Below are 26,999 nucleotides of genomic sequence, written 5' to 3' on the forward strand. Positions count from 1 at the left end.
TATCCCGGGGAAAATGAAAGATGAAATTTTTTTGATTTGTTAAAGGAGATCCCAATGAATATTTCAACTTGGCTGGATAGAAAAACGGCACAGAAAATTGATGTGTCACACATCGAATTACCGGCAGATATTTCTTATGACAATGATCCGGATGAAATGCTTTTTTTTGAAGAGTATAAACCGTGCGGATTCTTTTGTTCGAAAAATCATCCCTTTGCCACGGTCGAACGATTCGGACGCTGGTATTACAGCAGAGGCCAGGACAAAAAAGCCGGCATTCATTCATCAGAAATGAAATGGCATCTGTTTACAAAGGACAAAGACCTGGCGCTTCAAACCGCCAAATCACACATGGAATAGAAAATAAAACCGCTTGTCATCGGCTGTAACCCTTCCGGTCATTCTTCTATATGGCAGGCCCGGCCCTTGAGATTGAAAAAGAATTTCAGCCCCTTCTGGATGGTGGGGGAGAAGATTTTGGGGGACAGAAACGTGCCGGCCGGTGAGAAATGCGTGCAGATCCGCATGGTTTTCCGCACGTTGCCTCTGCGGAGGGAAGCGCTTGACGTTTGTGCCGCCGGAGCTGTGGCAATAATACTCATCACCGAGGTTAAAAAACTGTTCTGCGCAAAAAAACGGTGTCAATGGGTCAATTGGTACGCCTCAACCGTTGGGCCTCGATCCGGGCAATTTCAAGGATGACCCGGTATTCCCAGCCGGGGATGGTCGTCCATGATCTTTTTCAACAGGGCGTTGTCCAGAGCGATATAGTCGGTATCGGAAAGCAGAAACACATCCGCACTGGCGGCAGGGCCATCCAGAAATTCAATTTCCCCCAGGAGGATTTCCCCGAAAAGTTCCGCCACCTGTTTGCCGTTGACCCGGACCGATGCGTGGCCATCCAGAAGAATCACCATCTGTTTCATGGCCGTGTCCTGAAAAATGATCTGTTCTCCTTTTGCGCCTTTTTTCAGGGTGGCGGCGGTTTCCAGAACCTGTTTTTCGGCATCGGTCAATGTCGAAAAAATCGCCACCCGGTCCAGGGCGGCCGGCAGAGAGATCCCGTGGTCCTGTGCTGCGGCATGGACCGCCCATACCGAGCTTCCTGTCAGAACCCATAGCATGACCACCACCATGGGGGTGTATCCTTTTTTGTGTCGCATTCGCCTTCCTTTCAAACGGTTGGAATCCCAATTGATATTTTCAATCTTTCATTACCATTTTTAACATCAAAATGGTAATGAAAGATGATAGAAAATTTTCAAGTGTTGATAATCACCAGGGGTTTTCATTCAGTACAAAAATTCGAACATCTCCATAATATCCGATGGTTTCTTCGCCTGTGTCATCCGTGTCGGTCATGATGCCGATACCGATGATCTCCGGCGGGGGTCGGCCGAACGCCTGCCGGTAGTCCGCCACAATATTGCGTTTTTCCACAATCCATCGGCCGGCAAGGGTGTCCCCGCTCTGCACGGCCACCATCATGGATTCTGACAGGTATGGGTTTGTCAGAATCGAATCTTTGGGGGCCTTGTTGGCCCAGATATAGTTGAGGGCCGATCCGGGGACCTCTTTGTTGGACAGCATGGCAGCGCTTTTATGCCGTGCCCGCTCCCACCAGGATGCCTGGTCCGGGTCAAAGGCAAACGCCACATAGATGCGGGCCGCGTAATCATCGCCCTGACGCGTGCTGGCGTCGCCTTTTTCCAGGACATGGTCGATTTTCCACTGCCACTGGATCACGGGATAGTCGGCCGGATCCACCCGCAGAAACCGGATCAGACCGGATGCGGCATTTCGGCTGTCTGCCTGGATCACGGTTCGTCCCTCATCCCGGATCAGGGTATATCGGGTATGGCGGTCAATGCCCGAAAAGGTCATCGGCTTCCAGTTTTCAGGGAATTCTTTGCCCGGTACAAGATCTGAGAAATGCCCCACCACCAGAGAATCTGCATGGATGATGGAAAGAGGCCCCCATGAAAAGACGACCATTATCAAAAGTATCCGTGCCCATTTTTTCATCATTGCATTCTTGACCCCTCTGCTCTTTCCATAGTGAATTTCGATCATTCACCCCGGTTTTGTCAATCTGTCAGGTGACAGGCCCGGCCCTTGAGATTGAAAAAGAATTTCAGCCCCTTCTGGATGGTGGGGGAGAAGATTTTGGGGGACAGAAATGTGCCGGCCACCCGTTTGTTGATCTCTCCGAGGGTGGGATATGGGTGGATGGCACCGGCCAGGGTGGACAGTTTGACATTGCCGTTGAACGCGGCCACCCATTCACTGATCAGGTTCCCGGCCCCCGGCCCCAGGATCTGGACCCCGATGGGTTTTTCCTTTTCATCCAGCAGCAGTTTGATTTTGCCCTGGCTCTCTCCTTCGGCCAGGGACCGGTCATTGTCTTTAAAGGCTTCGGTGATCACGGCATATTTAATACCCGCTTTTTTGGCCATGGTTTCATTCATGCCGATACCGGCCAGTTCCGGGTCCGTGTAAGTCACCCAGGGCAGCCAGGTGTAGTTGATCTTGCGGGGAAGGCGGAACACGGCATTGGCAATGACAATGCCCCCTTCATACCCGGCGGCGTGGGTGAACTGGAACCCGCCGGTCACATCCCCGGCCGCATAGATATGTTTGTGCCGGGTGCGCAGCCGGTTGTCCACGGGAATACCGGCCTGTTCCACGGGGATGTCGATGTCGGCCAGGCCTAAGCCGTCTGTGTTGGGAGACCGGCCCATGGCCACCAGCAGCGCGTCGGCTGTGATCTGCTGCCGGTTCCCCGTGCTGTCCGTTATGGTCACCCGGTCCTGACCGTGGACGTGTTCCACCTGTTCAATGGACGCGTCAAGCACAAACTGAACCCCTTCATTTCCCATGATCTGCATGACGGCATCCGCCATGTCTTTGTCCTCTTTGCCCAGTATCCGGGGGGACCGGTTGATGACTGTCACCCGGGTGCCCAGCCGGTTGAAGGCCTGGGCCATCTCAATGCCGATGGGACCGGCCCCCAGCATGATCATGGATCCGGGCAGGGTGTCCATGTAAAAGATCTCCCGGTTGGTCAGGTGCGGGGTATCTGCCAGGCCCTGGATGGGGGGCACCGCCGGCGAAGAGCCCGTGGCGATCACCCATTTGGCCGCAGATATGGGGGTGCCGTTAACTTGTACGGCATGTTCATCCACAAACCGGGGCTGCCCGAACACCACCTTGGCGCCCAGGCTGCAGAACCGCTCTTCAGAATCGTGTTTCTGGATCGTATCCACCACAGATCGGATCCGGTCGGCGATCTGCCTGAAATCCACGGGCGGGATCTCCATTTCCGGCAGTCCGAACGCGGACGCGTGCTTTATCTGGTGATAGACACGGGCGGATTTGATCAGGGTTTTGCTGGGCACGCATCCATAATGGAGGCAGTCGCCGCCCAGTCGGTCCTCCTGTTCGATCAAAATCACTTTGGCCCCCAGCTGGGCCGCTCCCGAGGCAATGGTCAGGCCGGCTGCCCCGCCGCCGATGATGCCGATATCAAATTCATACGTGTTCATGATCGGTTCCTTTCCTTTTTCGGTTGAGAAGCGCCACCCCTTTTTTGGCCAGGAGCGGAAAAATACCCAGCAGGGCAAAGGACAGCAGCAGTCCCGGAGATAAAATGCCTTTGAGCGAATCGATCTGTGCCAGCTGGGTACCGGCATTGACATACACCAGGGTGCCCGGCAGCATTCCCACCTGGCTGACCAGGTAGAACCGGCGGGCAGAGATGGGGGCCAGGCCCATGACCAGGTTGATGATAAAAAACGGGAACACCGGTACGAGCCGCAGGGTAAAAAGATAGAACGCCCCTTCTTTTTCAATGCCCTGGTTGATGGCGGACAGTTTGGCACGGAACCGTTCCTGGACCCAGTCTTTGAGCAAAAACCGGGACACCAGAAATGCCAGGGTGGCGCCGATGGTGCTGGCAAATGAGATCACCACCGTGCCGGTCAAAAGACCGAACAATGCGCCTCCGGCCAGGGTCATGACCGCAGCACCGGGCAGAGACAGGGCGGTGACCGCAATGTAGATGAGCATATATACTGCGATGGTCAAAAGTGTGTGATGGGTATAGATGTCCGTCAGCCATGCCAGCCGGGATTTGAGATATGCCAGAGAAAGAAACTGCCCTAAGTCATACACGAAAAAAAGCACCATCAAAATAATGACCGAAACTGCGACCAGCCATCTGAATATCGGAGTTTTCATGATCCTTCTCCTGATCAGAAGTGCAGCCGGGTCAGCTTGTTTTTGTAAATGGAAAAGCCATGGGTTTCCAGGGCCATCATGGTCTGGGCACCGGAAAATTCAGTCAGACTGTACTGGCATAAAAACAGCAGGCCCGGTGCCAGCCGGGTGTTGGTGCTTTCTTCCAGGGCTTTTGTCTGTTCCAGGGACCAGCCGGCAACCGTGGTCCAAGACATGTCTCCCACCAGCCGGAATCCGGATTGGGCGGATGATGATATCCGGGCGATAAGGGCGATCATCTGTTCCGGGGTCTGTTTTCCAGTGCCGTGGATCAGCCGGTCCTGTTGGATCAGATCCTGAACCGGTATGCCGTCCCGGGTCAGGGTGTCCAGCAACGTGTCCCGCTGGTCTGCCGGGGCCACCACCATCACGGTTTCGCCGGTGTTCAGGCCCTGGCGGACAAAAAAACCCTGAATCCCCAGTGCTTCGGACCGGTCCAGATACAGGTGGGTTAAGTGGGTCCCGTCCGGTATATGCAGGTTGGCAAACCCCAGGGACACACCATCGGTCCGGCCGGCCGGCCGGTTCGGGGCCGGTGCGGCAGTGGCTCCAGCAACCGGGTCGGTGCGGCCGGCGAGAAATGCGTGCAGATCCGCTTCACTGAACCGCCGCTCCCGCTTTTTACCGATGCGGAAACACGTCAGCAGGCCATCATTGGTCCAGCGGCGGATCGTCATCTGTGAGACATTGAGCAGTGCTGCCGCCTGTCTGACATTGAGCAGTTTTTCCATATTTGGGTTCCAGTTTCAGGAGCCTGTCTGGTCCATGGGGACCAGCAGCAAGTCTCCGTTCATTTTCAATGCTGCATCGTCTGCGGCCCGGCATTTGTCCCGGACGGCCCGCAACACTTCTCCAGCCGCGGTTTTATGCCAGAACCAGCGGTTGAACGCAGTATCATCGGGCAGGGTCATATCCGGCCGGACCATGACCGATTCGAAATAGGCGGTCTTGAGGTCCTGGGCCGCCAGCCGAAGGGCCAGGGCCGGTGACGCTATGTTGTCATCCAGGGTCATGGGTTTGTCAAGCAGAAAGTCATGGAACACCTGAAATACGTCCTGGGGCGGGAAATACGCCACGCTGGAAAAGTCCCGCTGTGCTGCCGCCATGTCATACCAGGAACGGCAGTCGGCCAGCTCCTGCCTGAACGCCTCCAACAGCTGTTCGGTTTCGGTTTTCTGCCCGTCCGGCCGGGCAAAGGATATGGGGCAGGCCGGCAGATCCGCGATATCTTCAGTCGGTTCGGACACATCCGGCCCATCGTCCGGAAAGTCGGCCAATACCGGACCGGTTTTTGCTTCCAGCAGGACCAGGGCCGCCAGGAGCACCCGGGTTTGAAATGCCGGGTCACTGGGTCGTCCCAGGGGCCGGCCCAGGGCAAACGGGACCCACAGGGCCCGGGGCGGCTGAATGGTTTCAGTGTGTTCCTTAATCAGGCTGATCTGGGTGGTGGAGATTCCTTCTGTTTCCAGGTAATGGCCCAGCGCGCCCACGGCACGCGTGCAGAACGGTCAGACCGGGACCAGCAGGGCCGCATCTACGGCATCGCCTTTCAGAAGACGGGCCAGCCTGCCGGCGGCCTGTTCCATGGCACCGGGATCGGCAGCCCCCATGAACGAATAGTGGAATTGGGCCACAGATCCGATGTGGTGGTCGGCTGCCAGTTCATGGAGCCGGTCCAGGGGAAACACCACATTCCAGTCCTGGACAAACCCGGTGCGGTCAAAATTGGTGGAGACATGGGTCATCACCAGGTCCTTTGCCGTACAGGTGTCTGGAATCACCCGGTAATCCCCGGTCATGCCTTCAAAAGGGCGGTCTTCCCGCCGGTGCAGGCCGGCTGTGGAAATGATGGCCACCCGCCGCCGGGAAAGAGATGGCCCCGGAACCCAGGGCCGGGTGTCAAAGGTGGGGCAGGGCAGATCTGCCAGGTGAGAACGCATGGGCTCGGGCATGGTATTCAATCGGGCCATGTCAATATCCTTCTATGTTATTTTGTTTAATATTGTTATACAATAATATTCATTGCTAAACAAGAAACATGAAGCAAAAAAAACGCGGCTGTGCCGGTATCAGGCAGATGCCTGGGCCATCCACTCCCGGATTCTTTCCCGGTCGCCATCTGCCATGGCCGTGATGTGCAGCCTTGAATGATGCCCGTCCCGGGCCGGTTCGGCATGGATACACTTGGCATAGATATCATCAAAACAATGGGCTTCCAGACAGAAATCAAAATTGAGCTTTACATCGGTCAGGGGTTCAATGGGGGTGGCGGTCTGAATGTGAACAAAGGTTTCGTCCAGGGCAAGGGTGGTGCCGGCCAGGGGGATGCGATCCAGTTTTTTGTCCTGGATGATCCAGCAGTGAATCGGAATCTGGATCTCCAGCAGCGGTCCCGGCGAAGCCGTCTCATCCAGCGCGATGGGGGTGCCTTTTATATCAATGGCAACGACCGGATAAAATACCAAAGGTTCTTTCATGCCTTTCATCATCAGGGTTTTAGGAGGATCTGCCTGAACCTGGGCTTGAACTGCCCGGTATGTGGATTCGCCGATCAGCACCTGTCCGCCGATGCTGTTGGATTCGATGCGGGCGGCCCGGTTGACCGCGCCTCCCACAATCCCGTATTTCATTCTCAGATCCGATCCGATATTGCCCACAATCACACTGCCCGTGTTGATGCCGATGCCCATCTCCAGGGCGGGATATCCGTCATCCATGAGTTCTTTGTTCAGGCGGATCAGGCGGTTCTGCATTTCAATGGCGCAGGCGACGGCCCGCTGGGGATCGTCTTCATGGGATTCCGGCGCACCGAACACGGCCAGGATCGCATCCCCGATGATTTCGTCAATAATTCCATCATAGGCCAGGATAATGGCGGACATCTGTTTGAGATACCGGTTGAGCAGCTGAACCATCTGTTCAGGATCCCGGGATTCCGAAAGGCTGGTAAACCCCCGCAAATCAGCCATGAGCACGGTGACGGTCTTCCGGGTGCCGCCGATCTGCCTGCCTTTGGGAGAGGAGAGGATTTCTTCCACCACTTTTTTGGAAAGATAGCGGCCGAACGTGTCTTTGATAAACCGGACCAGCTGGAGCCGCTGGTCCGACACCCGGATGATGCGTTCAAGCATGTTGGCCCGGGTGGAGACAATGGCCTTGATTTCATCGGGTGTGTCCGCCGGCAGGTCGATGGTGTCTGCTTTGGAAAAGTCGGTCTCTATCTGCCGGTTGGCAAGGGTGATCTGTTCCAGGGGATCAATGATTTTCCGGGTCAGAAAGTGTTTGAGGCTCACCACCATGAAGACAACGATGATGCCCACCAGCACCATGATCCGCATGGCGTACCAGAACAGTTCCATGGGGCCGGACCCTTCGGCCAGCCACCGGTAACCTAAAGAATATACCAGCAGCACTGCTTCAATAAACAGAATCCGCCAGAAAACCCCCATGACCAGGATTTCCCGGACCCCGGTTCGTTTTTTTCCTTTATTCAGCATGACCGTTTGTCCCCATAGGCTGTTGGATTTTTTTCATTATATCTTTTTATATAACAAACTTATACAATAATGTTCAATTGACAAAACCCAATCCCGTATTTTATAACCGTTATGAAGACAAACCCCATATTTAAGAATGAAATCAATGCCTGTCGCTGCTGTCCATGAATCAAGTTCTCCTGACACCGGGGTGGATACCTATGGTGATTATTTGTATGGCTTCGCCGGTTACCGGGTCCAGGATGAAATCCTGGCTCAGGAACTGGTCCAGGAGACTCTGGTTGCGGCTTTGGAGGCAAGAAAAAGCTTTGCCGGTAATGCGTCGGAAAACACCTGGCTCACCGGTATTCTGAAACACAAGATCATGGATCTGTTCTGCTACAACACGGGGAAATCATGAAAGAAAAACAGGTTTGGTTTTACAGTGACGGCTTGAAACTGCACGGTAAATTTTATTATCCAAATACAGGTGAAGCAGATGATAAAAAACCGGATATCGTGGTCTGTTCCGGTTTCATGGGATTGAACAATATTCACCCGGCCAGATTTGCCAGGGCCTTGACTGAAAAAGGATATACCTGTTTCGGATTTGACTACCGCGGGTTTGCCCAAAGTGAGGGTAACCGGAGAAGCGTCCTGCTGGAAGAGCAGGCCCGTGATATTGAAAATGCCGCAATCTTTGTCTCCCTGCAAAAGAAAACACCAGACAAAAAAACGGTGTTGATCGGCTGGGGAATGGGCGCGGGCCTGGTATTGGAAGCAGCGTATGCAGTACCGGATCTGGCGGGAATTATCAGTATCAACGGATTTTATAATGGTGCCCGGTTTTTTAAAGCGCATCGGTCAGAAGCGGAATATAAAAAAATTATGATCTGGCTGCAGAAGCAGCGCTTTGAAGAGGTCAAAACCGGAAAAAGTGTCCGTGTTGATCCATTCAAAATCTACCCCCTGGATGCGGTGACCCGCGGATATGTGGATGAGGTCTTGTTCAAGACAGACGGATTCGGCGGTGATATCGACATCGGGTTTGCCTATTCCCTGCTGCGCTATAATCCTGAAGGACAGCTTGAACAGCAGGTGCCTGAAGTGCCGCTTCTGATTGTGCACGGGGAAAACAACAGACTTCATCCGCTTTCGGAAGCCCAATCCCTTTACCAAAAATACCCCGGGGATAAAACCCTGCATATCATCCCCGGTGCAGGCCACACAGAATGGATGTGTGATGACTGCAAACCGTTCCAAAAACTGGTTTCAACATTACTGACATGGCTTGAATCAAAGGTGGTGACATGAAAAATGTGTATGACATACATATCCACGCATCTCCCAGTATATTTGAAAGATGGGGGGATGCCCGGCAGACGGCAGCCGCCTGTCAAAAGGCCGGGTATGCCGGCATTGTTTTGAAGGCGCATCACGGCAGCACGGTGGAGATTGCCAATATTGTGAACCAGCAGTACGATATGGATGTGTTCGGCGGTGTGGTACTCAATTATTTTGTCGGCGGTCTCAATCCCTATGCTGTGGATGCCTGCTGTGCACTGGGAGGAAAGATCGTCTGGCTGCCCACCATTCATGCAGATGCACACAAGCCGCTGGGGCGGTTTGATTTCCAGGAGCCGTCCACAACAAAATTCCCGGACAAAGGCATCCGGATTCTATCGAAAAAAGGTCTGACTGATGCCATGTACGAAATTCTTGACATCCTTCATGGAAAAAATGTGGTGCTGGCAACAGGGCATGTGTCGGCTAAAGAGGCGGTCACCCTGGTCCGGGAGGTGAAACAGCGGGGGTATGATATCCGTGTGCTCATCAATCATGTGCTTTTTTATACGCCGGATATGGATGAAAACGATATTGAAACCCTGAAAGATCCCGGGGTCTGGTTCGAGATCTCCCATCTGACGCAAAAAATTCACGCCGCTTCCATGGACCGGCTGACCCGGATGATCACACGCCATCCGGATGCCAACTGGGTCATGGTCAGTGATGCCGGTCAAAAGGGAAACCCTGCGCCACAGGCGCTCCGGCAATTCAGGGACCAGCTCACATCCCGGCACATCAGCGATCAAACCATTGAAAAGATGATGGTCCATAACCCGCGCAGATTGTTCTACTGAATCCCGCTTTTTAGCTTATCCGTCCAGGTTCATGTTCTCGGTGATGGGAGCAGTGTCGAACAGGGTATCGGGATTCAGGATATCTTCGGGGTCAAACAGATCTTTGATCTCACGTAAATATGTAAAGCGGTCACCCAGCTCCATTTCAAGATAGATGGAACGTGAGCGCCCCGAATTATGTTCCCCCACCAGTGTGCCGCCGTATCGGTGAAGTATCTGAAACGTCTGTCGCGACACCGTGTCGATCTGGTCCGTGATTTCCTTTTTGCGGGGGTCAAACATCGGCCGGGCATGCAGGCTGCCGAAACCGATATGACCGAATATGCAGATGTCATGCTGCAGCCGCCGCATCAGCTGATTCAGATCCCGGACGACCGGCACAAAATCTTTGGCATGAATCGCCACATCATCGATGATGGACGGTACTATCCAGCCTTTCTTCCGGGCAAAGGCCCTGAGCCTGGGCAGAATAAGGCGCCGCTCTTCCCATATGCGTGTTTCTTCCGGGCTGTTCACCGGCACCGGAATCAGCTCATCCGGGTTGGATTCCACAAGGATTTTTTCCCCTTTTTTTGCCTGTTCTTCGGATTCATCAAATTCGACCAGCAATGCACCGGCAATATCTTTGTGCCGGTTGTTGAGCAGTTTTCCCTGTATCCGCGCCAGGGTATTGTTATCGATATATTCCACGGCAGCCGGGTGCAGTTCATTGATCCTGTTCAGCGCATCCCCGATCTTTTCCAGGGTAGGGAAAAATGCTGCATAGGTCATCTGTGGCATGCGTATCGGAATGGGTGAAAGCCGGATCTCCGTTATGACCCCCAGCGTGCCGATGCTGCCGACCATCAGATGGGCCGCGATTTCACCGGGATCTTTATACCGGGAAAATGCAGGCACATTATATCCGCCGGCAATGGGCGGCCTGTTCTCAAAAAGCCTGCGGCTTTTTTCATCTGACAGATATTTTTCCCGGATGCGCATCAAACCTTTTTCAAGGGTATCTGGCAGTTTTTTTCGGGTATCCACAATATCCCCCCGGGCGGTGATGAATTTCAAGGAGGTGACAAATGCATCGATTGTTCCGTAACGTGCGGTTCGGGGACCGGTTGCCCGGGTACCGATGTTGCCCCCCAGTGCACACCAGGAGCTGCTGGATGGAATAGCGGGCAGCATCAGTCCCTTTTTATGGATCTGTTTTAAAAAATCTTCCAGGACCACACCGGGTTCGGCAATTATCTCCGGATCCAGTTGTTTGATCCTGTTCATCAATGGTTTAAAGTCAACAATAATACCAGGGCCGATGCCGGCGCCGCTGAGTCCGCTGCCTCCGGACCGGCAGGTAATGCTGGTGCCGGATTTCCGGGCAAATTCCAGAATACGGACCACATCGTTTTCATTGGCAGGCGCCGCCACCATCTGCGGCTGGATACGATAGGAGCTGGCATCTTTGCTGAATTTTTTCCGGGTGGCGGTATCGGTATGCACCATCCCTTCAATGGTTGGTTTATCTGGTTCCATATGGTTACGCTCCTTCCATCATAAAGTACCAGGCAATGCATCATACCGGTTGCCAGAAAATACACGGCCGGCTGTTTTTGATTTTAAATGAGTCAGTCCGTTGAGAAAAGAAAAATTTACAGGCCTGGTCTTGATTTATTGGTTAAAGATCATAAGGGCACGAGAATGGTCTGACAAATTGTTACGTTTCCCGATCAGGGAAACAGCAGTTCAGAAATGTGGCACACGTTGATGTCCCGGCCCTGTTGCGCAGCCCCGCCTTTGAGCTGAAGCACGCATCCCGGGCATTCGGTCACCAGCAGTTCGGCGTTGGAAGCCATCACATCATCCAGTTTCCGGGTAAGAATTTCCCGGGAGACCGCCGGAAAGGTGGTGGAAAAACTGCCGCCGAATCCGCAGCAGGTTTCTTCCTCTTCAGTAGGGATATACCGGTTTCCGGATTTTTCAATGAGATCGCGCGGGGCCTGGTGAACATCCATGCCCCGGCACAGATGGCAGGGGGAATGGAATGCCGTGTTTCTGCCGGGCCCGGAGACCGCGTCAATGCTCACGATATCGTTCATGAACACGGAAAAGGGCACTATTTTTTTGGCAAACGCCGCCGCCTTTTCAGGGGCATAATCTTTGAGCAGTCTGGGCACCCCCTGGGTCAGGTGGGAGGCACAGGACGCGCACAAGGTGACGATATAATCCACGCCATCGTAATTGTTGCCGTTGACTGCCATGGCTTCCAGGTTCTGGAGGGCCACATCTCTGGCCGCCGCGGTTTCTCCCATGCTGATTGCCGGCAGACCGCAGCAGGACTGGTTCATGGGAAACACCACGTTGATCCGCTGCCGGGCAAACCCTCTCATGGCGGCTTCCAGGTGTTCGGGATACACAAAATCCTGGACGCACCCGGAAAACAGGGCAATAGTGAACCGGGGATGATCCACCGGCTGGTTCAGTCGGGCAAACCGGTCCCGGAACGGGATTCCGGCAATGGCGGGCAGGCGCCGGAAATTGTGGTCCGATGAAAAGATCATGGGCAGGTGCCGCAGAAAACCGGGATCTGACGGCCGGCCGGATCCGCCGCCGTGCGCGGTTCGTGACGGATCCGACCGGTCCACGACCGGCTGCTGGGCCAGATAGGCCGTGCGCAGGAGCCGGTGAAACAGTTTGCGGTTTTTGAGTACCTTTGCCAGCATCAGGCTTTGCAGGGGATGCCCGGTTTCATCCTGGATCCGGGCATGGACCTGTTTGATCAGGTGGGGCAGGTCAATGCCGCCGGCGCACACCGACTTGCACGCCCCGCAGTTGGTGCAGTTTTTCACCAGGTTTTTCGCGTTTTTCAGGCCGTGGAAAAAATAGGTGGTGATCAGGCCGATGGCACCGATATAGATATGGCCCATCTGGTGCCCCCCCACCATGCGGTAGACCGGGCACACATTGGCGCAGGCCCCGCACCGTACACACTGGAGCACCTGGGAGAACTCGGGATCAGCCGCGATTTTGCTGCGGCCGTTGTCCAGGAATACGATGTGCATTTCCCGTTTTCCGGACGGGGTGACGGTGCATTCCGAGGGTCCTGTGATCCAGGTGACATAGGAAGTGATGGCCTGGCCCGTGGCGTTTTTCGGCAGAATCCGGTTGATGGTCAAGGCATCGGCAATCGTGGGCACCAGCTTGTCGATGCCCACCAGGGCCACATGCACTTTGGGCAGGGTGGTGACCAGCCGGGCATTGCCTTCATTGGTGACAATGCCGATGGTGCCGGTGTCGGCCACGGCATAGTTGGCACCGGTGATGCCCATGTCCGCTTGAACAAATTTTTCCCGCAGCGCTTTCCGGGCCACCTTGACCAGCCGCTCGATTTCCGGGTCCTGGCCCGTGCCCGTGACATCCGTGAACAGGTCCGCCACCTGGAACCGGGATAGGTGGATGGCTGGTATAACCATGTGGGAGGGGCCTTCTTTTCTCAGCTGCACGATCCATTCCCCGAGATCGGTTTCCGTGACTTCCAGGCCTTTCGTTTCCAGCCATTGGTTCAAACGGGTTTCTTCAGCAGTCATGGACTTGGATTTTACAATCTTTTTTGAGCTGTTTTTTTGAGCGATCTCACTGATAATCCGGTTGGCCTCTTCTGCGGTATCTGCCAGATGCACATGAACCCCGCAGGCAGAAGCTTTCTGTGTGAACTGTTCCAGCAAGGCTGCCATATTTTCAACAGCAGCTGCCTTGACATCTGCCACCTGTTTTACCAGGGCATCCACATCCATCTGTTCAAAGGCATTTTCACGGGAGATGCGGTAGGCAACGGCAAAATTGTCCATGACCTGACGTAGAAAAGGGTTGCCAATTGCACTGTCCAGCCTTTTTTTGTAGGATTTAAGACTTTCGCAGGTTCCTTCCATTATCGCTCCTCCACAAGAAGGATATGCAGCGCCAGGGGGCCATGGACCCCAACGGCCAAAACCCTCTCAATATCAGCGGTGCGGCTGGCACCGGTGATAAAGGCGATGTAGGCGCCGCATTGCTGCGTCAGCTCTGACAGTTCATCTGTCATGGCAAAGGCGGTCTCTCGGATATCCGAAATGTTGAGCAGGGCCACATGAACCTCACACAGCATGGTGGTCAGCCTGGTTTCCTCACCGTTCGAATTGAGGACCAGCGTACCGGTGTCTGCAATTCCCAGGTCCACCGGGGTCAATCCCATATCGATGCCGCCTGGATACTCCCGCATACCCTGGCGCAGCAGCCGAATATTGCCGACAGCGTCACAAAGATCAGATAATTGACTGAAGCTGTCATCATCCAGGTTCGGGGCCGCCATGATCCGCATGGAATTTTCCTCCGAGGGTTTCAGTCCTGGATTGTGCATCTGGGGTTCCAGGGGCGGTTTGTCTGTCAATAATGTCACCGCCTGTTCAAGGGCTGCAGTCCGATTTTTCACGGACATGGTTTTGGCCCCCACCACGGATGCATTGTGTATGAATTGTTTCACCAGATCATTCAAAACATTTTCCTAAATTCAAAACATTTTCGCTAAAGAGTAATTCCATCCTTTTAATACATAGCATGCAGCCCTGCCGGACACTACAAAACATGAAAGCTGTTAGTCTTTAGCTTTTAGCTGTTATCTGAGTACCGAGGGCTTTCATATAATTACCCGACTTTCAAAGGACGGCCCCTATGTGCCACGGGACAAATTCGTGATCGCCATATCCAAATATTTCACTTTTGCTTTTGCTACCGGACGCTGTTTCCAAAATGGTTTTATAAATGGAAAGACCCATGTCTTTGACACTGACTCCCGCATCGAGGACCGGACCACAGTTGATGTCCATATCACCTTTCATCCGATCGTACATGTGTGTATTGGATGCAAGTTTCAAACAGGGGACTGGTTTGAATCCCACCACAGTCCCCCGTCCGGAGGTAAAACCGATCATGTTGGCACCACCGGCGATCATACCGGTAATGGAAACAATATCATAGCCCGGCGTGTCCATGAAAACCATGCCTTTTGACAGGACAGGCTCTGCATAACTGTATACCTCCTGTAATGGCGTATTGCCGCCTTTTGCCACAGCACCCAATGATTTTTCAAGGATGGTGCTGATGCCGCCGTCCTTATTGCCCGGAGTAGGATTGTTGTTTATCTGGGCACCATTTTTTTCAGTATAAGCTTCCCACCATTTTATTTTTTCAATCAGTTTATCCGCTACCCGGCAATTTACTGCCCTGCGGATCAGCAGGTGCTCTGCACCGTATATTTCAGGGGTTTCCGATAAAATAACCGTCCCCCCGTCTTGAACCAGAAGATCAGCTGCCGCTCCCAGAGATGGATTGGCAGTGATACCGGAATATGCATCAGATCCTCCACATTCCAAACCAAGTATCAGATTCGCTGCTGAAACGGGTTCCCTTTTTGCGGCAGCAACCGGGGGAATCATCTCTTGGATCAATGTCATGGCTTTGATCACGGTATTTTCAGTGCCTCCGCTGTCCTGAATATCCAGTGTCTTAAGTAAAGAACCTTCGTTCAAGCTCATGGCGTTGAAAAAATCAGATATACGATTGACTTCGCAACCCAGTCCCACTACCAGAATTCCCCCAAAATTGGGATTTCTGATAAACCCGGCCATGGTTTTCTGAAGAATCGTCAAACCTTCCCCGCCAATGGTCATGCAGCAACCGGCCCCATGCCCTAAGCCCACAAACCCATCAATAGAAGGATATTTCTCCTTAAACGCCTTATTGGCACCATCCGCAATAAAGTGGCAGATACTGGCCGAACAGTTAACCGTTGACAATATCCCTATATAATTTCGAGTTCCGATTTTTCCTCCTGGTCTGATATATCCTTTGAAAAAGGATCTTTCTGACTTTGTTTTCAAAGGGAAATGATCATGAGGACTTTCACAGCTATGCTCACATGATGCTTTTTTTAAATACAAATTATGGGAATGGACATGATCTCCTTTTTTAATATGTTCAAGTGCATATCCAATGATGTCGCCATACTTGTATATCGGGTCCTCTTTTGGGATATCATATATGGCCACTTTATGGCCGGCAGGTATCACGGTATTGCATACCAGGTCATGGGTCTTGATTTTCGTCCCTTTTTCAAGAGACACAGATGCCATGGCTACATTGTCTTTTTCATTGAGATGAATCAGATTCGACATATATCTTTAACCTTTTCTGTAATGTTATCGATAAATCAGATTCGGCAGAAACAGAGAAAAACCTTCCACATAGGTAATCAGAATCAGAACAGCGATCAGCGGAATAAAAAATGGAGCTGTTCCTACCAGGCATCTTTCAAATTTTATCCCCGACACCCTGCTGAGAACATATAGGACCGTTCCGACCGGAGGGGTCAACAGACCAATCATCAAATTCAATACCATGAGCACCCCCAGATGGATCACATCCAGACCGATCATTTGGGAAAGGGGCATCAAAACTGGGACCATTATGGTAATTGCTGCAATGGGCTCCAGGAAACAGCCAACCACCAGAAGAATCAGATTGATGGTCAGCAAAATCATAAATTTGGAAGTAAAATTATCCATGACAAACGCTGCAAACAGATTTGCCACCTGATTGCTGGTCAATATCCACGCAAATACCGCTGCCGCACCAATGATCATCATAATCGTGGCACTGGTATCAATGGTTTCCATGCTGATACTGACAAATTTTTTAAATGTAAGCGTTCTGTAAAAAAAACCCAAAAGAATGCCGTATACCACAGCACCAATGGCGGCTTCCGTTGGTGTGAAGATGCCGGTTAAAATGCCGCCTACGATAATGGTAGGGGTCATAAGGCTTAAAAAAGACCGCTTGAAGCTGGAAACCAGAAAACCAGCCCTGAAACGGTCTTCCCTGGGATATTTTCGTTTGTGGGCCATATATGCCACCATGGCCATTAAAGCGGTGCCCATCAAAAGCCCGGGAATAAATCCTGCTGCAAAAAGCTGTCCCACAGAACAGGAAGCCATAACACCGAAGGCCACCATGGGAAGACTAGGTGGGATTATGGGTCCAATCGTTGAAGAGGCTGCGGTAATACCTACTGAAAATTCAGGATCGTAGCCTGCGTCTTTCATGGCTTTAATTTCAATGGTGCCCAATCCACCGGCATCGGCTACAGCAGCACCGCTCATACCGGCAAATATGATGGAAGCCCCGACATTTACATGCCCGAGTCCGCCGGGAAGCCAGCCAACCAGGGATTTGGCAAAATCAAAAAGACGGTCTGTAATGCCCACCGAATTCATCAATGTACCGGCCAGTATGAAAAACGGAATGGCCAGCAATGGGAAGCTGTCCATTCCATTGATCAACCGGTGGGCAATCACAACATCAGGAGCCATTCCAGATACAAGTATGTAGATATAGGCTGAACCGGCCAGGCAGAAAGCAACCGGCAGGCCGATAATAATAACGGTAAATGCCAGGGCAAACATGAAATACAATTCATTGCCTGCTAATAAAGCCCATATGGTCAATGCGCCTAAAATGACAATGATACCAGGAGCGATCCAGTCTGTGAATGAGGCTTTATAGTCCGGATTCGTTACAGGCGGCGCTGTCAAATTGAGGCTGCTGCCGCCGTTTTTCCAATTTAATACTGCCACATGAACCGAACGGATCAGATTCACCCCGATCATGCCGTTAAAAATATAATACAGAACCTTTTTGGGAACATCCACAGATACCAGGGCACCAAATGTTCTACCGGCCAGTTTATAACAGGTGAATAGCAATACGATAAAAAAGACAATCCTGAGCAAATCCACCACCCGGGAAAAAATGACCCCGCCCCTGGGGCTGAGGTAACGATAAAAAAATTCAACCGAAATATGAGAATTTTTTCGTATGGCAAGAGAGGAGCCCAGTAAAGAACAGGCAACTAAAAGCATACGGGCAATCTCTTCAGTCCATCCCATGGAATTGTTCAAAACGTAACGGGTAAAAAACTGCAGGAAAACCACGGCCCCGAGCGTCCAGAACAAGGCCAGCGAAAGATAATCCTCCAATTCTTCCGGACGACTTAATTTCTGCTCTTCGATTTCCGCAATGGATAAATCGCCGGAAGCTATGCCATTATTACACATCTGTTCCCTCCTGCAGTTGAATGAAACGGGGAGGAACCATCAACCGGTTCCTCCCGGGTGTCAAAGTGCGTTACTTATTGAATCGCCTGGAGACGGTTCCAGATTGCTTCATCCCAAGGCATCTCCTTCTGATTTTTCTTATAAAACTCGGCTACCTTTTTGGCCATGGCGGCTTTATCAACGTCTTTTATAACGATGTTGCCCTGCTCTTCAAACCATGCCACAAGCTCTGCTTCTGCTGTTTCAATGCTCTTACTTATTTTATCACTCATTTCCAGCATGACATCGGTAAATATTTTCTTTTCATCATTGGAAAGGTTGTTCCACAAATGCCCCCCTGCAATGGTCACCAGGTTATCCAGCATATGCTGCGTCAAAGAGATATACTTCTGAACTTCATAAAACTTTTTAAACTTAATGATTGTCAACGGATTTTCCTGAGCATCCACCACACCCTGCTGGAGTGCCAGATAGACTTCTGCAAATGCAATGGGGGTGGGATTTGCATTAACCGCTCTCGGAAACATACCGTAAGCGGGTGCATTGGGGATTCTTATTTTTAGATTTTTCATATCTTCAGGCGTCCGGACCGGCAATTTTGTCGTCGTAACATTTCGTGCGCCATAATAAGAGGTACAGAACACGTGGCTGCCGGTGATCTCTTCGTACTTGTCGGCAAACTCACGGAACAGGTCACTTTTGGCGAATGCATAAAAATGTGCCAGATTCCTGAACACATACGGATATGTTGACATTGCCAATAGCGGGTATGTCCTTCCGGTAAAGGCTGCAGACGTATGAACAATATCGATGGTGCCCAATGTCAGCCCTTCGTTGATATCCACCTCTTTTCCCAGAGAAGATGCCGGATACACTTTTATATCAAACTTGTTGTCTGTCCGTTTTGCAATTTCTTCAGACGCCCATAATGCCATGGTGTGATATGGGTTGTCCACCTCATAACTGTGTGCCCATTTAAGTGTTTTTGCTGCATGGGATGGGGAGATGATCATCAGTCCGCAAACCATGGCCATGCCAACGATTACCAGTGACTTTTTAACCAATTGTTTCATTCTATTGCCTCCTGTTTAAAATTTTGACGGTACTGTTTCCGCCATCGTGTTTCAGGTTGACCTCACTTCTCCATTAATTTTTTAAATCTCTCCTCCTCTCCATTTATCATAATGATGTTTTATTGACTGCTTATGCCCCCCTCGGATCTGGAGACAGGCCACCGGCCCTGAAATCTGAGGATGAACCCAGCCTCCTGCAAAACCCAATCGTTATTGAAACCGCAAATAAAAATCATTGTACACCGGCCCAGGTATTGATCCGGTGGGCGATGGAACGTGGGACATCTGTAATACCCAAAACCGTTAACCCTGATCGCCTGGCCGAAAATTTAAATGCTCTTGATATCTCGTTATCCCCGGAAGATATGCAGTCATTGGCATCGTTGGATCAGCATCGGCGATATATTCGCGGCAATTTCTGGACGGCACCGGGTTCCCCATATACGTATGAAAATCTCTGGGATGAAGCGGTGTGAGATGTATTGTCGATTTCGGAAAGAAATACTTGATACGGCAGCCTGCGCTTTGATTTTCAACGGCACATAATAAATGATTCAGCCTTCCGGTCTAAGGTTGGTTCCTGTGCCTGTTATCAGGCGAGGGTTGGCAAAACTTCTCGCCCTTTTCATTTCAGCCAAAATAATCTGATAAAAAGTGGGCAGAATAATTCAAAAAACCTCAAATTTGTCAATTTAATGTGAAAAATAAGGCGGGACTTGATTCAGATTATTTCAGAATTTAACATATTACATAAACGGCCTGCCGCGAAATATTTTTCATTCGTTGGCAGGCCGATACAAAAGGGGAAACTTAATAGTGGTACTCAGGTTATTGATCGCGCCGGGCTTGATAATCGGGGTCAGCAGTTCAATTTTTTTGTGCTGCTTCCGGTCGTCACGTTATCTGTTCCTTTTTATCCAAAAAATACCCCCGGCAGCCAGGTGACCAGCGACGGAAACAGGCACAACAGACCGATACTGATAATCTGTAAAAGTACAAACGGCATAATTCCTCTGTAAATATGCATCATGGTGTAATCGGTCGGAGCCACGCCTTTGAAGTAAAACAGGGCGTATCCGAACGGCGGGGTGAGAAAGGAGGTCTGGAGATTCACGCACAAAAGCAGCGAGAACCACAGGGGGTCGAATCCCAGCTCGATGGCGATGGGCAGAAAAATAGGCACCGTCACCAGCAGGATGGCGGCCCAGTCAATGAACATGCCCATGATGAACACGATGAACATCATGATAAACAGAATGATCCACTCGTTCATGCCGGATCCGATGAGCAGATCCGCCACCACATCGCCGCCGCCCATGCTCAGGAACACGGCGGAGAAAAATTTTCCGCCCACAAACAGCATCATGACCATGGAAGTGGTTTTCATGGTGGCATAGGCACTTTCCTTGAGCACGGTCCAGTTGAGTTTTTTGTTTAAAAAAGCCAGAATTCCGGCTCCGAATGCACCTAAGCCCGCCGCTTCCGTGGGTGTGGCCACCCCGCCCAGAATGGTTCCCATGACCGCCAGAATCAGAATCAGCGGCGGCAGCAGGGATTTCAGGGTCATGGCCCATTTCTGGCGGGCCGTGTACCCGGATGCCTCTTGTTTTGAGATAGGGGGTCCCAGCTTCGGGTTGATGTTACACCGGACAAAAATATAGGCAAAGTACAGACCTGCCAACAGCAGGCCCGGAAAAATGGCGCCGGCAAACAGATTGCCCACCGAAGTTTCTTTCATGCCGGTAAGCCCGCCGTACACCACCATCATGATGGAGGGCGGAATCAGGATGCCTAAGGTTCCGGAGGCACAGATGATGCCTGCAGTCAGTTCTTTCTGGTATCCTTTGTTCATGAGGGCCGGGGTTGCCAGCAGCCCCATGGCCACCACGGAGGCACCGATGATCCCGGTGGTGGCGGCAAACACCGTGCACACCAGCACCACGGCCAGGCCCAGACCGCCCTTGATACTGCCCAGCACCACATACATGGATTCAAACAAGGCATCCGACACCTTGGATCGGTCCAGGATCTGGGCCATGAGAATGAACAGCGGAATGGCCACCAGGGTATAGTTTTCCATCAGCCCCCAGATATTGTTGATAAACATTTCAAACAGTCTGGAGACCACAAATCCATTGTCAATCAGCCCGAAAAGGGTGGCCACGGCAGCCAGGGTATAGGCCAGTGGATGCCCGAGAATAATAGCGAAAATCAGGGTGGCAAACATGGCCACTGTCATGAACTCAAGACTCATGGGAGGACCTTTCTTCCTTGTTGTTTCAGTATGTTGATATCCTTGAGCAGGTTGGCGATGCCCTGGATCAGCAAAAAGACCAGGCACAGGGCCATCAATATCTTCAGCGGCCAGATGGGCGGTGCCCAGGATGTGGGGTTTACCTCAAGCCCTTTAGTGGCGGTGTATGCATACTTGATGCCCCACAAAGTCAGGCAGATGGTCACAGGCATGAAAAAAACCAGGTTGGTAATGATACTGAGAACCGCCTGGGATTTTTTTGATACCAGAGAGGTGAAAATATCCACTTTGACATGGGCCCCGTGGACATCGGCATATGAAAGGCCGAACATGTAATGCAGCCCGTATAAAAAAGTGGTGGCTTCAAAGCCCCAGGTGGTGGGGGCATTGAAAACATACCGCATGAACACCTCATATACCACGATGATCAGCAGGGGATACACGAGAAACGATGTGACATCCCCCTGCTTTCGAACAATATTTTCCAGGTTTTGATAAAGTGGTTCCAGCATGGTGCTTTTCCTTTACTGAAATTTTGTCGATCAAATAGTGCAGGTCCGGCAGTCTGTTATATCGGGATGGGTCTTATCCTGAACCGCCGGACCTGTGTTTTTGTACCAAAGGCTGATTATTCCGTGGTTCTGCCCTGGATAAAATCTTCATAAGGCCAGGGCGTGACGCCGCTTCTGGCATCTCTCCAGATGGCGTATTCTTCGATAAACGCTTCCTGGGAATCCAATGCCTCTTTGACATCCGGATATTTTTCCTTGACTGAATCCAGATAGGCTTTGGTGACTTTGCGGAATTCAATGATGGTTTCTTTGTCCATTTTGACAATTTCAACTTTTTCCTTGAACCGCTTCATGGCTTCGGCATTCAGGCTGTTGATCCAGTTGTAGCTCCACAGCTGGGTTTCTTTTGCAGCTATATCGACAATCCATTTCAAGTCTTCGGGAAGGGCATCGTATGCCTGCTGGTTGATGATGATATCACATTGAAACGCGGGCTGGTGAACACCGGGCTGGATCGCATATTTGGTGATTTCGTCAAAGCCCATGGGATAGTTGATGGCCGGTGTTGAATATTCTGCTGCATCGATCACACCCCGTTCCAGGGCCAGGTAGACTTCGCCGCCGGGAAGCGGGCTGACCGACGCGCCCAAATTGTTCATGATATCCATGTACCATCCCGGGGTCCGGATCCGCATCCCCTTGAAATCACTCATTTTAGTGGATCGCTTATTAGAAAAAAGTCCCATTTCCTGGCCGGTCTGTCCGGCGGGCAGGGCAAAAATCCCATGTTTTGCATACAGTTTCTGAAGCAGTTCCAGGCCGCCTTTCTCGTAGAGCCAGATGTTATATCCCTCGGCATCCAGGCCAAAAGGGACCGATGCATAGGCCACAAAGGCTTCGTTTTTTCCTTTCCAGTAAAGGGGAGATCCATGGGCCATCTGGACCGCACCGGTGGAGACGGCATCAAAGGTCTGGTTGGCCGGAACCAGCTCGCCGGCGGAAAACGGTTTGATATCCAGACGGCCTGCAGATGCCAGGCGGACACTGTCGGCAAAATGGGCTGCGATATCATAGAACAGCTGCCCTTTGGACCAGGGCATGATCATTTTCCAGCGGATTTTTTCATCTGATGTTTTAAAAGAGATCCGTTTCGCGTCCTTGGCCCGGGGATCTTCTCCGAATTTTTCGCGTTGGGCATGGGCTGTACCGCAGATAAAAACCACGGCCATCAGAAGGGTTATCATGATACTTGTTGCTTTTTTCATACGTTCCTCCATCCTTTAAAATAATGATTGATTCATACACCTGATTTCATTGATTGACTGAAAAAGGTTTTCCCTCCTTTCCCGGATCAGCTACCGCCAATGTGCCTCGGTAAATCCAAATTACATGATAAATCATACCGTATATTTTCTTGGTAGTACCAATACTAAAATCCATCTGTCTTTCTTTGTCAAGAAAAAAATTAATTAATTTGTTTTTTATATTAAATCTTGTTATATCGGAAAAATGCTTATAAATTACAGGGTATTGTGCGCGGACATTTTTCGTTTGATGTCAAGGTAATACCATGAAATTAGCAGTTGACAATCCTGAAAATATGGGGAATAGTTAATTGGTATTACCATAAATACAAATGAGGTGCCTATGATCCAAAAATCAATCCTTGATGCGTTGCAGAAAATTGTGGGGCCCCAGCATCTGTTGACCCAGAAGGAAGACATGCTCACCTATTCCTATGATGCCGCTGTTCTGGATCCGGTAATGCCTGCAGCTGCCGTGATTCCTGAAAAAACAGACCAGATCGGAGAAATTATTGCGGTTTGCCGAAAATATCGGATTCCGCTCACGGTCAGGGGATCGGGTACCAATCTGTCCGGGGGTACGATCCCTGAAGCATCGGGCATCGTGGTATTGACCGGGCGGTTGAATAAGATTATTGAAATCAATGCCGCAGACATGTACGCCGTGGTGGAGCCAGGCGTGGTAACGGCGACCCTGGCGGCGGAGGTGGAAAAGCAGGGGCTGTTCTATCCCCCGGATCCCGGTTCCATGGCCGTGTCCACCCTGGGCGGTAATGTGGCGGAAAATGCCGGTGGACTGCGGGGGCTTAAATACGGCGTCACCAAGGACTATGTCATGGGGCTTCAGTTCTTTGATGCCCGGGGCCACCATGTGAAAACCGGGTCCCGGACCGTGAAATGCGCCACCGGGTACAACCTCACCGGCCTGATGGTGGGGTCGGAAGGCACCCTGGGGGTTCTGGAACAGATCACCCTGAAGCTGATCCCTGCGCCCCGGGCCCGGCAGGCCATGGTGGCGGTGTACGATACCATTGAAGCCGCATCGGAAACCGTGGCCGGTATTATTTCTTCCCGGATCCTGCCGGCCACCCTGGAAATCCTGGATAATTTCACCATCCGGGCGGTGGAGGATTTTTCAAAGGCCGGACTTCCCAAAGACGCGGCAGCCCTGCTGCTCATTGAAGTGGACGGGCATCCGGCCGTGGTGGCGGAAGAAGCGGAACAGGTCAAGGCGTTGTGTCTCAAAATGGGCGCCAGAACGATTGAACAGGCCAAAGATGATGCCCAGCGGGACAAAATCTGGGCGGCCCGGCGGGCAGCCCTGTCCGCTCTGGCTCAGCTGAAACCCACCCTGGTGCTGGAGGATGCCACGGTTCCCAGAAGCCGGATCCCGGACATGGTGCGGGCCCTTCAAAGGATCGGCCAAAAATACCGCATCGATATCGGCACCTTCGGCCATGCCGGAGACGGGAACCTGCATCCCACCATTCTCACGGACCGCAGAAACAAGGAAGAGTTTCTGCGGGTGGAACAGGCCATTGAAGAGATTTTCGATGTCGCCCTTTCCATGGGAGGGACATTGTCCGGTGAACACGGCACGGGCATTGCCAAAGCCCCGTTTCTGGAAAAGGAAGCCGGGTATTCCTCCATTCTTTTTTCCCGGCAGCTGCGGGCGGCCCTGGATCCGGACCATATTTTAAATCCTGGTAAAATTACCGGAGTATAAGCTATAATGGCGGACATGAAAGAACTGGCAAATCTGGTTAAGGAGCTGGAAGATCAACTGGTGACCTGCATTCGATGCGGTATGTGCCAGTCGGTCTGTCCCTTGTTCGAGCAGACCCGGAAGGAAGCGGATGTGGCAAGGGGCAAACTGGCTTTGCTCACGGGGCTTATGGAAAACATGTTCACCGACCCGGACGGGGTGAACGAGCGGCTGAACCGGTGCCTTTTGTGCGGGTCATGCGCATCCAACTGCCCATCCGGGGTCAATGTGGTGGAAATTTTCATCAAGGCCCGGGCGATCCTGGCGGAATACAAAGGCCTGTCCCCTGCCAAAAAACTGATCTTCAGGCAACTGCTGGCCCACCCGGGCCGGTTCGATGCCATGGTGGACTGGGCCGGTCGGTTCCAGGGCCTTTTCGCTAAACCCGATGCCAACGCCCAGGGCACCTCCTGCGCCCGCCTGGTTTCGCCATTGCTGTCCCATCGGCACTTCATGCCCCTGAGCCCCACCCCGTTTCATAAAATTTTGCCGGGCAAAGGTTTGACAACCAGGGGTTCCGGACCCCGGGTCGCATTTTTTACCGGATGTCTGATTGACAAAATTTTTCCCGGTGTGGCCCATGCCTCGTTAAAAGTGCTCTCCCATCACAATGTGGGGGCGGTGATCCCTCCCGGCCAGGGTTGCTGCGGGATCCCGTCCCTGGCATCCGGAGACCGGGACAGCTTCACCCGGCTGGTGGACCACAACCTGGCGTTGTTTGAAAAACACGACTTTGATGTTCTGGTGACCGCCTGTGCCACCTGTACTTCCACCATCAAGAAATTATGGCCTTCAGTTTACAAAAACCCGTCCCCGGGTATGCAGAAAAAATTGACGGCCCTGTCGGAAAAAACCATGGATATCAACCAGTTTCTGGTGGATCAGGTGGGCATCAAGCCGATTGAAACCGGGTTGGAAGACGCAGAAAAAGAAATCGTGACCTATCATGACCCGTGCCATCTGAAAAAATCTCTGGGTGTGGCAGATCAGCCCAGGCAGGTGATCCGGGCTGCCGGGTGCCGGTTGGAGGAGATGGCCGGATCAGACAAGTGCTGCGGCATGGGCGGCAGTTTCAATATTTACCATTATGATTTGTCCAGTGCCATCGGTACTCTTAAAGAGCACAATATCGAAGCCACAGGCTGTGCCACCGTGTCCACGGGGTGTCCGGCCTGCATGATGCAGATATCTGATATGCTGGGGAAAGCCGGCGCCTCTATCCGGGTCCGGCATCCCATGGAGCTGTATGCTCAGGCCCTGGAGAAAAAAAACTTGCTAAACCATCCGTAATAATGAATAATTTGTGGTCTGAATCTTGAACACATAATGCTGGAAAGGCCTGTATAATTAAGATTATGACCATACCCATCAAGCCCATAAAGCCCAAGCGAATTTCCGATCAGGTGTTTGATCAGATCCGGGAACTCATTTACAGAGGAAAACTCAAACCCGGTGAAAAACTGATGACCGAACGGGAACTGGCCCAGGCCATGAATGTATCCCGCACCACTATCAGGGATGCGATCCAGCGCCTGGTCACCATGGGATTGATCACCCAGAAACAGGGTCAGGGCACTTTTGTCAAATCTCTGGCAGCCGTGCAGGAAAATCCCCTGGCCAAAGCCATGGAAGCCCAGTCCGCCACCCTGGTGGACCTGCTGGAAGTCCGGCTGGGCCTGGAGTGCAATGCTGCTTCCCTGGCGGCCCAGCGGGCCGATGAAACCGATATCACCGCCATGGCCCAGAGCATTGATGAGATGCAGCAGGAAGTGAATTCCGGCCGTCTGGGAACGGAAGCGGACACCGGATTTCACATGGCCATTGCCTATGCCGCCAAAAATCCGCTCCACATCCTGATCATGCGCAATTTCTATGATTATCTGTTCCACGGCATCCGGGAAAATCTCACCAGCCTGTACGAAGACCCTGAAAACGTTGAAAAAATATTTGCCCAGCACCAGGCCATTCTGGAGGCCATTTCCTCCCGGGATTCAGACCGAGCGTATGCGTCCATGAACATCCACATCTCGTTTGTCAAAGAATTTTTCAAAAACAAAAAAATGTAGG

Annotated in this window: 25 protein-coding genes; 8 read left to right on the forward strand and 17 right to left on the reverse strand. The window is 51.9% G+C overall.

The features are described 5' to 3' along the window. The first annotated feature begins 54 nt into the window (after positions 1 to 54). Positions 55 to 360 carry a hypothetical protein gene (locus DPO_RS03780; RefSeq protein ID WP_006964365.1) on the forward strand — a complete coding sequence of 102 codons (306 nt, stop codon included), beginning with the start codon at positions 55 to 57 and terminating at the stop codon, positions 358 to 360. Between the two features lie 38 nt (positions 361 to 398). Here DPO_RS03780 and DPO_RS26415 read toward each other — a convergent pair whose 3' ends face one another. The 8 genes from DPO_RS26415 to DPO_RS23680 form a co-directional block, all read right to left on the reverse strand. After that, positions 399 to 527, reverse strand: coding sequence for a hypothetical protein (locus DPO_RS26415; protein ID WP_006964366.1), 129 nt, complete (start codon positions 525 to 527; stop codon positions 399 to 401). Between the two features lie 165 nt (positions 528 to 692). Continuing rightward, positions 693 to 1,163 (reverse strand): cyclic nucleotide-binding domain-containing protein, encoded by a 471-nt coding sequence (locus DPO_RS03785; RefSeq protein WP_006964367.1) that lies wholly within the window; start codon positions 1,161 to 1,163, stop codon positions 693 to 695. 112 nt (positions 1,164 to 1,275) lie between these two features. After that, positions 1,276 to 2,028 (reverse strand): DUF3047 domain-containing protein, encoded by a 753-nt coding sequence (locus DPO_RS03790; RefSeq protein ID WP_006964368.1) that lies wholly within the window; start codon positions 2,026 to 2,028, stop codon positions 1,276 to 1,278. Between the two features lie 59 nt (positions 2,029 to 2,087). After that, positions 2,088 to 3,545 (reverse strand): dihydrolipoyl dehydrogenase family protein, encoded by a 1,458-nt coding sequence (locus DPO_RS03795; RefSeq protein ID WP_006964369.1) that lies wholly within the window; start codon positions 3,543 to 3,545, stop codon positions 2,088 to 2,090. Then, positions 3,532 to 4,239, reverse strand: a complete 708-nt coding sequence (locus tag DPO_RS03800; RefSeq protein WP_006964371.1) for a TVP38/TMEM64 family protein — start codon at positions 4,237 to 4,239, stop codon at positions 3,532 to 3,534. The genes DPO_RS03795 and DPO_RS03800 overlap by 14 nt, the downstream gene beginning before the upstream one ends. 14 nt (positions 4,240 to 4,253) lie before the next feature. After that, the gene (locus DPO_RS23675) at positions 4,254 to 5,009 is read right to left on the reverse strand and encodes an MEDS domain-containing protein (protein ID WP_006964374.1); all 756 of its coding nucleotides are present in this window, start codon (positions 5,007 to 5,009) and stop codon (positions 4,254 to 4,256) included. A gap of 15 nt (positions 5,010 to 5,024) precedes the next feature. Then, positions 5,025 to 6,248 (reverse strand): glycine/sarcosine/betaine reductase selenoprotein B family protein, encoded by a 1,224-nt coding sequence (locus DPO_RS26420; protein WP_240679514.1) that lies wholly within the window; start codon positions 6,246 to 6,248, stop codon positions 5,025 to 5,027. A gap of 99 nt (positions 6,249 to 6,347) precedes the next feature. Then, positions 6,348 to 7,775 (reverse strand): adenylate/guanylate cyclase domain-containing protein, encoded by a 1,428-nt coding sequence (locus tag DPO_RS23680; RefSeq protein WP_006964380.1) that lies wholly within the window; start codon positions 7,773 to 7,775, stop codon positions 6,348 to 6,350. 145 nt (positions 7,776 to 7,920) lie between these two features. On the opposite strand from DPO_RS23680, the gene DPO_RS03825 reads away from it, so the two are divergent. From DPO_RS03825 to DPO_RS23685, 3 genes are read left to right on the forward strand one after another with little or no spacing between them, the layout of a single operon-like run. Continuing rightward, positions 7,921 to 8,175, forward strand: coding sequence for a sigma factor (locus DPO_RS03825; RefSeq protein WP_006964382.1), 255 nt, complete (start codon positions 7,921 to 7,923; stop codon positions 8,173 to 8,175). Then, on the forward strand, positions 8,172 to 9,068 hold the full coding sequence (locus DPO_RS03830; protein ID WP_006964384.1) for an alpha/beta hydrolase: 897 nt from the start codon (positions 8,172 to 8,174) through the stop codon (positions 9,066 to 9,068). The genes DPO_RS03825 and DPO_RS03830 overlap by 4 nt, the downstream gene beginning before the upstream one ends. After that, on the forward strand, positions 9,065 to 9,895 hold the full coding sequence (locus tag DPO_RS23685) for a DUF6282 family protein (RefSeq protein ID WP_006964386.1): 831 nt from the start codon (positions 9,065 to 9,067) through the stop codon (positions 9,893 to 9,895). The genes DPO_RS03830 and DPO_RS23685 overlap by 4 nt, the downstream gene beginning before the upstream one ends. 15 nt (positions 9,896 to 9,910) lie before the next feature. On the opposite strand, the gene DPO_RS03840 is transcribed toward DPO_RS23685, so the two are convergent. The 6 genes from DPO_RS03840 to DPO_RS03865 all read right to left on the reverse strand — a co-directional run bounded on the left by DPO_RS03840 (position 9,911) and on the right by DPO_RS03865 (position 19,097). After that, entirely contained in the window at positions 9,911 to 11,413 is a 1,503-nt protein-coding gene (locus tag DPO_RS03840; protein ID WP_006964388.1) for an FAD-binding oxidoreductase, read from the reverse strand. A 194-nt stretch (positions 11,414 to 11,607) separates the two neighbouring features. Then, complete coding sequence (gene ldhH / locus DPO_RS03845; RefSeq protein WP_006964389.1) at positions 11,608 to 13,806, reverse strand: L-lactate dehydrogenase (quinone) large subunit LdhH; 2,199 nt, start codon at positions 13,804 to 13,806, stop codon at positions 11,608 to 11,610. Next, positions 13,806 to 14,408, reverse strand: a complete 603-nt coding sequence (locus DPO_RS03850) for a LutC/YkgG family protein (protein ID WP_006964390.1) — start codon at positions 14,406 to 14,408, stop codon at positions 13,806 to 13,808. Before DPO_RS03850 ends, ldhH begins: the two co-directional genes overlap by 1 nt. A 160-nt stretch (positions 14,409 to 14,568) precedes the next feature. Continuing rightward, entirely contained in the window at positions 14,569 to 16,086 is a 1,518-nt protein-coding gene (locus DPO_RS03855; protein WP_006964391.1) for a UxaA family hydrolase, read from the reverse strand. A gap of 24 nt (positions 16,087 to 16,110) precedes the next feature. Then, a complete protein-coding gene (locus DPO_RS03860; protein ID WP_006964393.1) occupies positions 16,111 to 18,024 on the reverse strand; it encodes a TRAP transporter large permease in 1,914 nt (637 codons plus the stop codon). Positions 18,025 to 18,098: 74 nt separating this feature from the next. After that, a complete protein-coding gene (locus tag DPO_RS03865; protein ID WP_006964395.1) occupies positions 18,099 to 19,097 on the reverse strand; it encodes a sialic acid TRAP transporter substrate-binding protein SiaP in 999 nt (332 codons plus the stop codon). Positions 19,098 to 19,198: 101 nt separating this feature from the next. On the opposite strand from DPO_RS03865, the gene DPO_RS03870 reads away from it, so the two are divergent. Next, complete coding sequence (locus tag DPO_RS03870; protein WP_083911975.1) at positions 19,199 to 19,573, forward strand: aldo/keto reductase; 375 nt, start codon at positions 19,199 to 19,201, stop codon at positions 19,571 to 19,573. Between the two features lie 437 nt (positions 19,574 to 20,010). Here DPO_RS03870 and DPO_RS03875 read toward each other — a convergent pair whose 3' ends face one another. From DPO_RS03875 to DPO_RS03885, 3 genes are all read right to left on the reverse strand, one after another. After that, positions 20,011 to 21,351, reverse strand: a complete 1,341-nt coding sequence (locus tag DPO_RS03875; protein ID WP_006964398.1) for a TRAP transporter large permease — start codon at positions 21,349 to 21,351, stop codon at positions 20,011 to 20,013. After that, complete coding sequence (locus DPO_RS03880; protein ID WP_006964401.1) at positions 21,348 to 21,863, reverse strand: TRAP transporter small permease subunit; 516 nt, start codon at positions 21,861 to 21,863, stop codon at positions 21,348 to 21,350. The genes DPO_RS03875 and DPO_RS03880 overlap by 4 nt, the downstream gene beginning before the upstream one ends. 116 nt (positions 21,864 to 21,979) lie before the next feature. Next, positions 21,980 to 23,128 (reverse strand): TRAP transporter substrate-binding protein, encoded by a 1,149-nt coding sequence (locus tag DPO_RS03885; protein ID WP_006964403.1) that lies wholly within the window; start codon positions 23,126 to 23,128, stop codon positions 21,980 to 21,982. 382 nt (positions 23,129 to 23,510) lie between these two features. Between DPO_RS03885 and DPO_RS03890 the strand changes: the two genes are divergently transcribed. From DPO_RS03890 to DPO_RS03900, 3 genes are all read left to right on the forward strand, one after another. Then, positions 23,511 to 24,893, forward strand: coding sequence for an FAD-binding oxidoreductase (locus tag DPO_RS03890; RefSeq protein WP_006964404.1), 1,383 nt, complete (start codon positions 23,511 to 23,513; stop codon positions 24,891 to 24,893). 6 nt (positions 24,894 to 24,899) lie between these two features. Beyond that, the gene (locus DPO_RS03895; protein ID WP_006964405.1) at positions 24,900 to 26,222 is read left to right on the forward strand and encodes a (Fe-S)-binding protein; all 1,323 of its coding nucleotides are present in this window, start codon (positions 24,900 to 24,902) and stop codon (positions 26,220 to 26,222) included. A 65-nt stretch (positions 26,223 to 26,287) separates the two neighbouring features. Beyond that, positions 26,288 to 26,998: a FadR/GntR family transcriptional regulator gene (locus tag DPO_RS03900; RefSeq protein WP_006964406.1), complete on the forward strand. Its 711-nt coding sequence runs from the start codon at positions 26,288 to 26,290 to the stop codon at positions 26,996 to 26,998. The last annotated feature ends 1 nt before the right edge of the window (position 26,999 follow it).

Origin of the sequence: Desulfotignum phosphitoxidans DSM 13687 (assembly GCF_000350545.1) — a bacterium.
GTDB classification, from domain to species: domain Bacteria; phylum Desulfobacterota; class Desulfobacteria; order Desulfobacterales; family Desulfobacteraceae; genus Desulfotignum; species Desulfotignum phosphitoxidans.